Here is a 14403-nt window from a genome sequence, read left to right as displayed (position 1 = left end):
TATTTAATTACGTGAACATTACAACTTACTATAGTAGTTAAAAACATTTCAAATTAATCTTCCATCGTACTTAAATCGCCTTCTGGTAAATCAAGTTCCCAAGCTTTAAGCACACGGCGCATTATTTTACCTGAGCGTGTCTTAGGCAGCTTTTCTTTAAATTCAATTTCTCTAGGTGCTGCATGTGCAGCTAAACCATCTTTTACAAATTTGCGTATTTCTTCTTTCAAGTCATCTGATTCATGATAACCATCACGCAAAGCTACAAATGCTTTAATAATTTCTCCTCTAACAGGATCTGGCTTACCTATCACACCTGCTTCGGCAACAGCTTCATGTTCTACTAATTTGGATTCTACTTCGAATGGACCAACACGTTCACCTGCAGTCATGATTACATCATCTACTCGACCTTGGAACCAGTAATAGCCGTCTTCATCTTTATAAGCCGAATCACCAGATACATACCAATCGCCTATAAAGTAGGATTCATATTTTTCAGGATTCTTCCAAATTGATACCATCATTGATGGCCAACCCTTTTTGATTGCTAAATTACCCATGCGATTCGGTGGCAATTCATTACCTTGGTCATCAATAATCGCTGCTTCTACACCTGGTAATGGTTTACCCATAGATCCTAGCTTCACATCCATTGATGGATAATTTACAATCATATGTCCGCCCGTTTCAGTCATCCACCATGTATCCAATACACGTTTACCATAAACATCCTTCGCCCATTTGATAACTTCAGGATTTAACGGTTCTCCTACAGATAAGATTGTTTTTAGCGATGAGAGATCATACTTTTCAACAATATCATCACCCGCACTCATTAACATTCTCAATGCGGTCGGCGCTGTATACCAAATTGTTACTTTAAACGTTTCTATCATGCCATACCAAGCTTCTGGTGAGAAACGTCCACCTGCAATACAATTCGTCACACCATTCAACCAAGGGCTAAATATGCCATATGATGTTCCTGTAACCCAACCTGGATCTGCAGTACACCAATAGACATCGTCTTCTTGAAAATCTAACACATACTTACCAGAAACGTAATGTAGTAGCATCGCTCTTTGCGCATGTAATACACCTTTTGGTTGCCCTGTAGAGCCTGAAGTATAATGTAAAATCAAACCATCATCTAGTGATAACCATTCTGTTTCAAACGTATCTTTAGCTTTGTTAAATTCAGTATTAAAATCCACATATTCAGCATCAACATCGTCATCTACTACTACGATTGTTTCTAAATGTGGAAGTTTGTCTTTAGGAATTCTTGGCAATAGCGCATTTGTGGTAATGATTACTTTAGCTTCACTATTTTCCAAACGATCGGCAACCGCTTTTTCCATAAAAGCTTCAAATAACGGACCAACTATAGCGCCAATCTTTAAAGTGCCAAATAATGCAAAGTATAACTCAGGCGTTCTAGGCATAAATATGAATACACGATCACCTTTTGCTACATGTGCTTTATCTTTAAGGACATTTGCAGCTTTATTTGTATTAGCTTGCATTTCCTTAAATGTATATTGTTCTTGGCGATTATCATCTTTATAATGCAGAGCAATTTTATCACCTTTGCCCTCATCTACATGGCGATCAATACATTCATGCGCCATATTAACATTACCAGATTCATGCCATGAAAATACTTTTTCAACCTCGTTCCAATCAAAATTTTGATATGTCTTCTCGTAGTCTTGAAGATTGAAATCTCCATTTTACCCTTTGTAAACTTCTACTTTCATTTTAAATCCCCCTCTGAATGAAATCGCTTACTTAAAAAGTATTATAACGAATATTATCTAAATTTTCAAAATAATAAGTGTAAGCGTATTCATTTTTGTGTTATTTTATTCTTCAATAACTTATAATGAAACTATTAAGATTGCTACAACGACATATGCGGTATTGGGGTGAAATCATGAAACATATCAAAACGTATCAGTCTCGAACATATCAAATTAATGATAGTCAATTTGTAATTGAAGGCCCAGTCTCATACAAACAACTCGATATGATGACCTTTGATGATGGCTTATCTGCTTTTCGACAACCTGCTGAGCAATTTGAAGCAGTAAAAGAAATTAGTGAATTAGATGAAGGTCGTATTTTTATATTACGACAACGTCAACATATAATCGGATATGTGACCTATCATTATCCAGACCCTTTAGAGCGTTGGTCTACTGGTAATTTAGATTATCTTATCGAATTAGGTGCTATAGAAATCAGCTTGGCGTATCGCCATCTACATCTAGGTAGCGAACTGATTAAAGTAAGCTTAGCTGCGGATGAATATGAAGATTATATCGTATTAACAACAGAATACTATTGGCATTGGGATTTGAAAAATTCAGGCCTAGATGTCTATGAATATAAGAAATTAATGCAAAAATTAATGGGGTATGGGGGCTTAGAAATTTTTGCAACAGATGATCCAGAAATTACAAGTCATCCGGCTAATTGCTTAATGGCTAGGATTGGCTCACGTATTAGTATTGATCAGTTACAAGCATTTGATGACATTCGATTTATGAATCGCTTTTTCTTTTAAAGGGGAGAAATTTATGAGTAATACGCAACATGCAACAGGATATGTCTATGCTAATGCGTTACTGCAATATCGTTTTAGCAATGAACATCCATTCAATCAAATGAGATTAAAGTTAACCACTGAATTATTACAAGATTTAGGTTGTTTGAAGCAACACCATATTGTAACACCTAGAATTGCAACGGATGATGAAATTGCACTGATCCATTCATATGACTATATACAAGCGATAAGACGTGCATCTCATGGCATTTTAAATGAACATGAAACTAAAAAATATGGTTTAGATGGTACGGAAACACAACAATTTAGAATGATGCATAAGCACAGTGCGAGAATTGTTGGAGGTGCTTTAAATTTAGCAGATCAAATCATGGACGGCACACTTAGAAATGGATGTCACTTAGGTGGTGGCTTACATCACAGCCTGCCTGGTAAAGCCAATGGGTTTTGCATATATAATGATGTTGCAATATGTATTGCTTATTTAATCAAACATCATCGTCAGCGTGTCCTGTGTATAGATACGGATGCTCATCATGGTGATGGTACGCAGTGGAGTTTTTACACAAATGATCAAGCTTTAATTTATTCGATTCATGAAACTGGTAAATTCCTCTTCCCTGGATCCGGGCACTATACCGAACGTGGTAACGAGCAAGGCTTTGGCTACACTGTAAATATTCCCTTAGAACCTTATACTGAAGATGAATCGTTTTTAGATGTATTTCGACAAACGATTGAACCTATCGTTGCATCATTTCAACCAGACATTATCGTAAGTGTCCATGGTGTCGATATCCATTATTTAGACCCATTAACTCATATGAGTTGCACATTAGAGTCTCTATATCAAATACCGTATATTATTCAATCACTCGCAGATCAATATACAAATGGTAAAGTCATCATGTTCGGTGGCGGTGGATATAATATATGGAAAGTTGTTCCCAGAGCATGGACGCACGTATTTCTAGCGTTAATTGGTGAAACACCACCAACAGGTAAATTGCCAGAATCATGGCTATCTAAGTGGCAACCCTATGCCCCTTGCCAACTACCACAATATTGGAAAGATGATAAGCAAGATTATACAAATATACCGCGCCGATCAACGATTAGTGATACAAATATGAAACATGCGCAACAAGTTTTAAGTTGGTTCAAACCAATTTAATTTTGCAATTATATGTATGAAACATTAATGCTATCAATTGCCTATACTTTATTCTTAAAATTTATTTATAAATTACGCAAAAAACCACACCTCTTTTTTAGGAGGTGTGGTTTTTGTTTTTAGATTCAACTCAGTTGAATACCTTATGATAGCTCATTAAATAGAAATGACGGTATGTTAAGTTTACTTTGTTGTGCCTCTATATTCAATTCTATGTGGCAGAATAACATTAGGCTCTTCAATCGTTTCTTCATTCATATATTTCGTCAATAATCTCATACCAACCGCGCCGATATCATATAACGGTTGAATAACACTTGATAATTGTGGTCTCACCATTTCAACTAATCGAGTATTATTAAAACTTATAATTTGCACATCTTCCGGTACTTTTACTCCTGCATCTTGTGCTGCATAAACTAAACCAATGGCTTGTTCATCACTAATTGACAATATTGCATCCGGTTTAGCTGATTCTAAAGTTTTAAATGCACGTAAACCATCTTTATAAGTTTCATTACCATTAAAGACAAGTTTATCATCTAATTCTAAGTTATGTGCATTTAATACACTTGTTAATCCAGCTAATACGTCTTCCTGTGCTTTTTTAGAATAATCTCCACCTACTAGTGCAAATGTCTTAGCACCGTCTTGAATAAGTTTTTCAGTGATTTCTTGTGCAGCAGTTTCAAAATCAATATTTACCGATGAGATACCTTCATCTTTACCATTTGTACCAGATACAACAACTGGTACTGATGATTTATTAATTAATTCTTTAATTTCTTCAGATATTGTTCCACCTAAGAAAATAATGCCATCTACTTGTTTACTTAATAGATTGTTAAAAATTTCCTTTTCTTTGTTAGGATCATTATCAGAATTAGAAATAATTGAGTGGTATTTATACATTGTCGCGATATCTTCTAGACCACGTGCCAATTGTGAATAATACACATTTGAAATATCTGGAATAATAACACCGACAGTTGTTGTACGTTTACTTGCTAAACCTCTAGCAACTGCATTTGGACGATAATTTAGTTTCTTAATTACTTCATTTACTTTATCACGTGTTTCTGGCTTAACATTTTGGTTACCGTTAACCACACGTGACACAGTTGCCATTGATACTCTAGCTTCACGAGCTACATCATATATTGTTACAGTCATAATTTCCTCCTTGAAAGCGATTTCTTTATCATTGTACTCTGTTTTCATAACATTTTCAAAGTTTACCATATTTTCACGTATTGTAAAATCATTTTGTTTATAAAAATCATAAATATTTCAATAATTATATTCTTAATAATTGCTTATAGCCTTTTGTTTTATTCCTAATTAAAATGAAGCTATTTTAAATTATATGTCGCGTAATTTATTCAAACAATCATTGATATTTCAAATCAAAAAACCTTATCCCCCACGTCGAATAATATACGTAGATGATAAGGTTTTTAAATTTATAAGATTAACCAATGCACTTAAAATTATTTAAGTTGCTTGTTGTTATACATATCTGCAAGTGGCTTAATTTCGTTATAGAATTTATCAAATTCATCAAAGTCCATTTGTTGACCACTATCACTTAATGCTACTGATGGATCAGGATGTACTTCTGCCATGATACCATCTGCACCAACTGCCAAACCAGCTTTTGCTGTTGGAATCATAATGTCTTTACGTCCAGTACTATGTGTAACGTCTACCATAACTGGTAAATGTGTACCTTGTTTTAAAATTGGAACAGCTGAAATATCTAATGTATTTCTAGTTGCCTTTTCATAAGTACGGATACCACGTTCACATAAGATTATATTTTCATTACCTTGTGATGCAATATATTCAGCTGCAAAGATAAATTCTTCAATCGTTGCTGATAAACCACGTTTTAATAATACTGGTTTATTTGAACGACCAGCCTCTTTTAATAATTCAAAGTTTTGCATGTTACGCGCACCGATTTGGAATACATCTAAGTAGTCATCAGCTACTTCAAAATCAGCTGGATTTACAATTTCACTTACAACATTTAAGCCATATTTATCTTTAGTGTTTTTAAGAATTTTAAGACCTTCTACACCTAAACCTTGGAAATCATATGGAGATGTACGTGGTTTAAACGCACCACCACGAATAAATTTCTCGCCTCGTGCTTGTAAATTCGCTGCTACTGCATCTACTTGTTCTTGTGATTCAACTGAACATGGTCCAAATACAAATGATTTGTTTCCATTACCAATGATGCCACCATTGTCAAATTGTACAATAGTATCTTCTGGCTTTAATTTTCTAGAAACATATAAATGTTTTTCATTTTCAGATTTTTGTAAATCAGTAGAGGCTTTAAAGATTTCTTTAAATAGTTGCTTAATCACATTATCATTAAATGGACCTTCATTTTTATCCAATAATTGATTAATCATTTCTTTTTCGCGTTGTGGATCATAAACTAACGTACCTTTTTTACGTTTCTCTTCACCAATTTTTTGTGCGATTTTTCCTCTTTTTGAAAGAAGTTCTAAGATTTCTTCATTAATTCCAACTATTTCATCTCTGTATGATTGTAATTTGTCTGTCATTTTATTCACCTCTATGATAAATTTTAAAACCAATATTTTATTCTGCTTTAAAGCGATAAAATATTTGTTAATCGTTATTCTAACAATAAGTAATTATAACTTCAAGTCTAGAATGTTAAAAATTCACTTTTTTGTGAATAACACTAATAATAACTGAATTTTCAGTCAGTTACTAGTTATATTTTACACTACTTTGTTATTTGCTCAACTTTCTTTTAAAATCACTACTTTTTATGTCTGTTTTATATTCTAAGTCATTATTATTGGCGCTTTTTATATTAAAATAGCTAAGTGAATTACATTTCACACATAAAAAATGCCAACAAAGTCGTAGACTTTGTTGACAGTCTGAAAGCACCAGACGACATAATCACCTGGTGCTTTTATTAACAACAATTTAACTTAATCATTAAATGTGCGTTTATCTATTTTACTTTTTGCTTTTTCTGTTTTTTTCGTTTGTGGTCTATTTTCCGTTATATTATTTTGATCAGATTCATCTTGTTGTGCTGATTTTAAAGTATCTACTGCATCATGATTTAATATGCCGTCATTCGTTGTATCAGCGTGCTGTTCTGTTGTTGAATCACTTGCTGATTTAGCTTTATGATTGCTTGTTAATCCTCCACTTGCGTTGTCATGTGTAATAATGCCATCGTTAAATGATGCACTTTGATGTGTTTGTTTCACACGTTGCTCAGCATCATCTGGCTTAACACTTTTATCTTGTTTATTATCCTTAGGCTGTTCTACTTTATCTGTCGTTGATTCAACAGCACTATCAACTTTTTTAGGTGTTACCAAATTAGGAACTTCCTTATTTTTTGCTTGTACTGGTGTCTCTGGTTTAAGTAACAATGCAGTCTTTTCAGCAACCGTTACATCATCAGTCAGCGCTTTATTCTTATTTTTAGCTGCTAATGCTAAACCAGACGCTGTTACTACACCTACTTTAGCTCCTTGATTATGTTCAGATTGATTACTTTGCTCATCGTCTGATTTCGTTACTAAGTTCGGCGTATTTGTCTTTTTATTAGTTGATGGATTTGTTTCTTTTAAAAGTTGAGATGTATTTTCAGATACTTGTGAATCGTTTTCTAATGCTTTCTTTTTATTACTTGCAGCTGTTGCTAAACTTGTTGCAGCAATCGCACCACCACTTGTAGCTGCTGCGTTTAATGTTGTATTATCTTTGTCTGTTTGCTCATCAATATTTGCTTCTTCTTGAATTGCATTTTGTTGTGCGCGAACTTCACTTTCAGATGGTTGTGCATTGGAATCAATATGTGCTGGAATGTCATTTGCTTGAGCTTGTGACTCAACCGCTTGAGCTTCTTGTTGCTCTTGTGCCTCTGGTGACATATTCGCTAAATTATTATCAGATGTTTCTTGTTGAATCGCAACTTTTTGTGCAGCCAATTCAGCTTCACTAACTTCTGTATCTTTTTCTTGCGCTTCTGAAATTGTAGATTTTATAGAATTAACTTGATGTTCCGCTTCTTGTTGCTCTTTTTCAGATTGCTTAATAATATTAGATTTAAACTGAGTGTCTTTCTTAGGAACAGATTTATCTTTATTTTTAGCTTTACTTAATGATACTAAGCCTACAGCTGAACCAATAACAGCACCCACAATAAAACTATATACAAAATCATTTCTAGCGCCTTTGGTAAAATACTCTGGTACTTCATAACTTTCTAAATTTCTTTCATAGTTATCACGATTATAGTACTTCATCTTCCAGTGCCCCCTATAACAAATGCACTTAAACAAGTTTCAAACCTCATTTAAGTGCATTTGTTGTTATTATATGAATTATTTGTTATCTACACGTGTAGTATAGCTATGATTTGTATCATTTGCTACACTGCTCGCTTTGTAATTTGCACTATCTCTACGATTTCTTCTATTTTGCCATTTGTCAGCAACTTCCATTGCAACATTTGACCATTGAACTACTTGAGAGATTTTATCTTCATTTTGAGAAATATTGTGCGTAATTGAGTTTGTTACTCTGTCAACTGAACCATTTAATGTTTGTACTGAGTCACCGATACCTTTAACAGCATCAATAACTGAGTTTAAACGATCTGATTTGTCTTGAATATCTTCTGTTAAGCGATTCGCTTTGTGTAATAAATCAGTAGATTCACGTGTAATACCTTGAACTTGTCCTTCGACACCATCAAGAGTTTTTGCTACGTGGTCTAAGTTTTTCTTAACTGAAAGTAATACGACAACGATACCAATTACTAATATTAGAAATGCAATCGCTGCAATAATTCCAGCTATAGGTAAAATCCATTCCATTTAAAACGCCTCCTATAAATCATATGTTGTTATTTTTTATTAATACCCCTATCATTTTAACATAAACATATTAAAAAGAAGAAGTTGCACCAATTTTTTCCATATAAGCACGTTGGATTTTTTGAATATCTCCTGCACCCATAAATAATATTACAGAATCATCTAATGATTCTAGTGTATTTACACTTTCCTCGTCAATTAATGTCGCACCATCAATTCTCTGAATTAAATCTTGAATCGTTAAGTTACCACTATTCTCCCTTATAGAACCAAAAATTTCACATAAGAAAGTCTTATCAGCTAAACTTAAACATTCAGCAAATTCATCCAAGAATGCTTGTGTTCTACTAAAAGTGTGAGGTTGAAACACAGCGATAACATCTTTATTTGGATATTTCTTTCTCGCTGTTTCAATTGTAGCACTAATTTCTCTTGGATGGTGTGCATAATCATCAACAAGTACTTGCTTTCCAACCTTAGTTTCATTAAATCTACGTTTAACGCCACCAAATGTTTCTAATGCTTCTTTAATATTATCAACATTTAAATCCTCTAAATAACTAATCGTAATAACAGAAAGCGCATTTAAAATGTTATGATCTCCAAATTGAGGTGATAAGAAAGTATCGTAATACTCACCTTTCACATATACATCAAACTTCGTACCTTTTTCACTAATTTCTAAATTGTCTGCGTAAATATCATCATTTTTAGAAAAACCATAATAGTACACAGGTACATCTGCTTTGATATTAGTTAAATATGGGTCATCTCCCCAAGCAATTATAGCTTTTTTAACATTTTGTGCCATTTCTTGGAACGCACTAAATACGTCATCAACATCTTTGAAATAATCTGGATGATCAAAATCCACATTTGTCATGATTGCATAATCAGGATGATAACTTAAAAAGTGTCTGCGATATTCACATGCTTCGAATGCAAAGTAATCACTTTCAGGGATACCTAATCCTGTTCCATCACCGATTAAGAAAGATGTTTTTTTATCGCCATTCATAACATGTGATAACAAACCAGTCGTTGATGTTTTACCATGTGCACCTGTTACTGCCACTGATGTGTATTGATCTATAATGTGTCCTAGAAAATCATGATAGCGAATGACTTCTAATTTTAAGTCATGTGCTCTAACGACTTCTTCATGTGTATCTGGGAATGCATTGCCTTGTACGACAACCATATTTGATTCAATATTATCTGCATTAAATGGTAAAATTTTAATTCCATTATTCTTTAAAGCTACTTCTGTAAAAACATAATTATTAATATCTGATCCCTGTACATCATTGCCAAGATCATGCATGATTTGTGCTAATGAACTCATGCCAGCACCTTTAATACCGACAAAATGATAATGTGTCATTGTAACACTCCTTTATCTCTAAATTAATTCTCATTTAAATCTGATTCAGTTATATATACATCTCTTGGTTTTGAACCATTTGCACCTGAAACATAACCAAGTTGTTCTAATTGATCAACAATTCTAGCTGCACGATTATATCCAATTTGGAAATGGCGTTGTACTAATGAAGTTGAAATATGACCTTCATTGAGCATAAATCGACAGACGTCATCGAATAAATCATCTTGTGGTTGTGCCTCTGTTTTCTTCAATAATTCTTTTTCTTCGAATAAATATTCAGGCTCTCGTTGCTGTTTAATAAAGTCTACAACATCATCTATTTCCTCATCTGAGACAAATGTGCCTTGAACTCGGATAGGCTTATTCATACCGCTACCGAGATACAACATATCACCATAACCTAATAAGCGTTCTGCACCACCACTATCTAAAATAGTACGTGAATCCACGCTTGATGATACCATAAATGCGATTCTAGTTGGTATATTTGCTTTGATTAATCCAGTAATGACATTTACTGATGGTCTTTGCGTAGCGACGAGCATATGAATACCACATGCACGTGCCTTTTGGGCAATACGCGCAATTGATTGTTCAACCTCTTGTGGTGCCATCATCATTAAGTCAGCTAATTCATCTATAACTATAACAATTTTAGGCATTCTATCTTCATAAGCTGCTTTTTTGTTAAACGCAGTAATATTTCTCACATGATATTTGGCAAAAACTTTATAACGTCTTTCCATTTCTTCTACAGCCCATTTTAAACTCTGTGTAGCAGCTTTAACATCTGTAATAACAGGTGCTACTAAATGAGGTAAATCATTATAAGGTGCTAATTCTACCATTTTAGGGTCTATAAGTAATAATCTTAATTCTTCTGGGTGATTTTTATACAATAATGACATTAATATACTATTGATACAGACTGATTTACCTGAACCTGTTGCACCAGCAATTAAAGCATGTGGTGTTTTTGAAATATCCATAAGCAGTGGTTCATTATTAATTCTAAGTCCCATAGCTACTGTTAACTTGGACTCTGCATTTTTAAATGCTGGTTCTTCAATAATCGAACGTAAATTAACAGTTGTAGCATTGTGATTAGGTACTTCAATACCTACTAAGCTCGTTCCTGGAATTGGCGCCTCAATTCTAATATCTTTGGCCGCTAGAGCCATTTTAATATCGTCTTGTAATGCGGTAATTCTAGAAACTTTAACACCTTTTTCCACAGATAATTCAAAACGTGTAACACTTGGTCCTTCTGTTACATTTTGTACTTCTGCTGGAACATTGAAATAATAAAAAGCTTCGTTTAATTCCTGTTTTTTATCTTCAATCCAAGCATTGTCAACTTCGTGCTGTTTTGGAGCTTCTAAAAGTTCTACACTCGGTAATTTAATATTTGGACCTCTTCTAATGGTCTTACTATTTTGATGTTCATTGAGTGCTTGACTTCCACCAAGTTGATTTCCAGACATTTCTGGCTTTAACACAGGCGCTTGCGTATTTGCTTGCGTATTTTGCTGTGTTTGTGCTTGCACATGGTCTGTTTGTTGTGTCGTAGATGACGTCTCTGAAGCAACTTGTTCTGCATCGTTTTCGACAATTGACGCATGTGTTTGCGCTTCGTGTGAAATTTGCGAAGGAGCATCATGCTTGTCATGTGCTACCTTTTCTACATTAATTGATTGTGTCGTATCATTCGTCTGCTTGTCGGAAGTATTATTTTGTACATCCTGTTCAGGCAAATGATGATTTTCAGAGTTTGTTGTTGGCGTTTTATGACTTGGTTCTGTTGTTGGTTGGTTAACATGATTGAAAGTTTGAATTTTTGATTTTTGCGCATCTAACATACGTTTTTTATCAGAAGGAGTCATTAAAACATTAAATGGTTTACTCCCCTTTTTGATGTCACTTTGCGCTTTTTTATTACTATTAACATTGCCAACACTTGGTTGCTCTGATTGCATTGAATTAGTTGTAGTCTTAGTTTCATTCAACGGTTGTTCGGCTTCCGAATAAGAAATGTCTTTTTCCACATTTAAAGAAGCTTCATTACTAGATTCAGACGATGCTGTATTATTTATACTTGTTTTATCTAGTTCGCTGTCTTTTGCATACGACGTATTGTCAAAATCACTATTGTCTTCTACAACATTATTGTCTTCAGAATTATTAAATGTATTTATAGAACTCGAATCAGTGTTATCTACATTCACATCATCTTTGCTGTCAGTAGTTGTGCCAGTTGAATGGGTTTCAAATGCGTCTGACTTCTGATCACTCAATTCTCTATATTGTGCATCGACAATTTCAGAATCTGCACCAGATTGTGACATGTCTTCGGACGCTTTCGTCATTTCATGTTCGTGTTGATAATCAGGAGAATCAATATCCTCACTATGTTCTTGGTCAATATTAGCATTTGATGATGAGGCAGAATCCAGATTTTCAGATTCTAAATTAGCAGTAACATCTTCAGCATCTTGTTTACTATTTTCAGATTCATTATTAACTTCAACTCGATTTTCATCGATTGTATGCTTATCACGTACATAGTCTAAGTCAATTTCTTCATAATTAAATGGTGAAGATTCTCCAATTGTTGTTTCTTCAGACATTGATTGTTCTGATACAGAATTATCTTTGTCAGATTGTGTATTATCCGTTGATGTCTCATGCGTTTCAACATGATTATCTTCAGCATCTAATGAACTTTCACCTATGTAATTTTGTGCTTGTTTCGCATACATTTCATCAATTGCTTTTTGAATACTATCTTCCTGATTCTCCTGCTTTTCATTACGCTTTTGTTGCAACGCTTTTTTAAATTGGCGTTTTTGCAATACTTTACGTTCACGTTCACGACGTATTTCTTCTACAATTTGAGAAGCGTAAATATTTTCTAATTTTATTGTATTATCCTTTTTATTTTGGCGCGCACTATTTAAATCACTTACATTTTTACTTGTAGTATTTTCTTTAGATGTTGTTACTTCTGTCGAATGATTTTGTGATTTTGGCTTTTCTGCAGTGAGATTATCGATATCTTGCTGTTTTTGAACCTTCATCGTATCTCGATTTTGATAGTCCGAATGGTTTGTAGTCACTTTAGCATTTTCTTGTGTATGTGCAGAAGTATCATGATTATTATGCTCATCTTGTGCTGTTTTAATAACACCATTTTCTAGTGGTCGCGGTTTTTTTGTACCAAAAATTGCAGATGGCACTTCACTCGCTTTAAATTCACTTTGATGGTAGTGCTTAGGTGTATTGGCATGATGTTTAGACGTTGCATTTGCACGTAATACATCTGTTTGAATTCTCATACGTTTACCTTTATGTTGCTTAGACTCAGTATTTGATTTTAGATGTGACTGATGTGGTGCCTTCGTCTCTTGAAATTCCTTCACTTGGTTATTCCCATTACTTTTAACCGATTTATCGCGCATTTGTCTATGGCGTCTATATTGGGTGTTAATACTTCCAGACTGCTCATCACGACGATAATCCTGTTGATCATGAGTTGTACTTTGATTCACATCATTTTGCGCATTAGCTTCTTCTAAAACACGCATAGGAAATCTAAATTTACCTTTTGGTCTTTCGTAAACATCATTGTTTTGAGGAAGTAACGAATCACGCGTTTCATGTTGCACTACTTTTTGACGTCGTTGGCTTCGTTTACTGAGATAATCTTCATCTGAATTGTTATCTTCTCCAAATAGCTTGTCGAACCAGCTCATACGTACATTACCTCCTTTTATTCTTCAAAAAATGATTGACCAACTGTATAGTCGTCAGATAATACCATGATTCCTTTTTCTTGAGGTGCATTTGGCAAATTCAATTCTTTCATAGAACATATCATGCCACTTGAAGCGACGCCTCTAAGCTCTGCATCTTTAATAACCATTCCACTCGGCATTACAGCGCCCACTTTTGCTACAACGACTTTTTGACCAGCATCAACATTGGGCGCACCACAAACAATTTGTAACTTTTCAGTTGCTACATCTACACTTAGAACACTTAATTTATCGGCGTCAGGATGTTTTTCTTTGGTCTCTACATAACCAACTACAAATTTTGGTGAAAAATCTGCATTCAATTTAAAAGTAAATCCGGCACTTTCAATTGCTTTTTGTAACCCTTCAACTAGTACTTCCGTTAATTTAATATGTCCGTTTCCGTCAATTGATACATATGATGAGGCATTAAAAATATTATAGCCAACAACTTGACCACCAAGCTGTATCTCTACGACGTCACCTTTACTTTCATATTGAAACTCACCTTGCGCAGGTTCTAATTGTAAAAATGCAACATCTCCAACAGCTGCTTGATTATAAAATAAATTCATATTCCA

9 protein-coding genes and 1 pseudogene are annotated in these 14403 nt (G+C 34.1%); 2 read left to right on the top strand and 8 right to left on the bottom strand.

Annotated features, from left to right (window positions below):
• Positions 1-53: 53 nt before the first annotated feature.
• Positions 54-1763: pseudogene (acsA, locus tag ACSULM_RS00250) on the bottom strand (acetate--CoA ligase).
• A 176-nt stretch (positions 1764-1939) separates the two neighbouring features.
• Between acsA and ACSULM_RS00245 the strand changes: the two are divergent.
• On the top strand, positions 1940-2572 hold the full coding sequence (locus ACSULM_RS00245; protein WP_436859772.1) for an N-acetyltransferase: 633 nt from the start codon (positions 1940-1942) through the stop codon (positions 2570-2572).
• 13 nt (positions 2573-2585) lie between these two features.
• Positions 2586-3749, top strand: coding sequence for an acetoin utilization protein AcuC (locus ACSULM_RS00240; protein ID WP_436859771.1), 1164 nt, complete (start codon positions 2586-2588; stop codon positions 3747-3749).
• Positions 3750-3932: 183 nt separating this feature from the next.
• On the opposite strand, the gene ccpA is transcribed toward ACSULM_RS00240, so the two are convergent.
• The 7 genes from ccpA to ytpR form a co-directional block, all read right to left on the bottom strand.
• Positions 3933-4922: a catabolite control protein A gene (ccpA, locus tag ACSULM_RS00235; protein ID WP_069995080.1), complete on the bottom strand. Its 990-nt coding sequence runs from the start codon at positions 4920-4922 to the stop codon at positions 3933-3935.
• A 317-nt stretch (positions 4923-5239) separates the two neighbouring features.
• A complete protein-coding gene (locus ACSULM_RS00230) occupies positions 5240-6331 on the bottom strand; it encodes a bifunctional 3-deoxy-7-phosphoheptulonate synthase/chorismate mutase (RefSeq protein WP_436859770.1) in 1092 nt (363 codons plus the stop codon).
• A gap of 402 nt (positions 6332-6733) precedes the next feature.
• Complete coding sequence (locus ACSULM_RS00225) at positions 6734-8068, bottom strand: hypothetical protein (RefSeq protein WP_436859769.1); 1335 nt, start codon at positions 8066-8068, stop codon at positions 6734-6736.
• A gap of 78 nt (positions 8069-8146) precedes the next feature.
• On the bottom strand, positions 8147-8641 hold the full coding sequence (locus ACSULM_RS00220) for a DUF948 domain-containing protein (RefSeq protein ID WP_436854135.1): 495 nt from the start codon (positions 8639-8641) through the stop codon (positions 8147-8149).
• Between the two features lie 70 nt (positions 8642-8711).
• On the bottom strand, positions 8712-10025 hold the full coding sequence (gene murC / locus ACSULM_RS00215; RefSeq protein WP_436859768.1) for a UDP-N-acetylmuramate--L-alanine ligase: 1314 nt from the start codon (positions 10023-10025) through the stop codon (positions 8712-8714).
• A 23-nt stretch (positions 10026-10048) separates the two neighbouring features.
• On the bottom strand, positions 10049-13780 hold the full coding sequence (locus ACSULM_RS00210) for a DNA translocase FtsK (protein ID WP_436859767.1): 3732 nt from the start codon (positions 13778-13780) through the stop codon (positions 10049-10051).
• Positions 13781-13797: 17 nt separating this feature from the next.
• Positions 13798-14397: a YtpR family tRNA-binding protein gene (ytpR, locus tag ACSULM_RS00205; RefSeq protein WP_436859766.1), complete on the bottom strand. Its 600-nt coding sequence runs from the start codon at positions 14395-14397 to the stop codon at positions 13798-13800.
• Positions 14398-14403: the final 6 nt, after the last annotated feature.

Source organism: Staphylococcus caeli (assembly GCF_051413795.1).
GTDB lineage: Bacteria > Bacillota > Bacilli > Staphylococcales > Staphylococcaceae > Staphylococcus > Staphylococcus caeli_A.
Note: the sequence above shows the minus strand (reverse complement) of the source record. Positions and strands in the feature narration are given on the sequence as shown.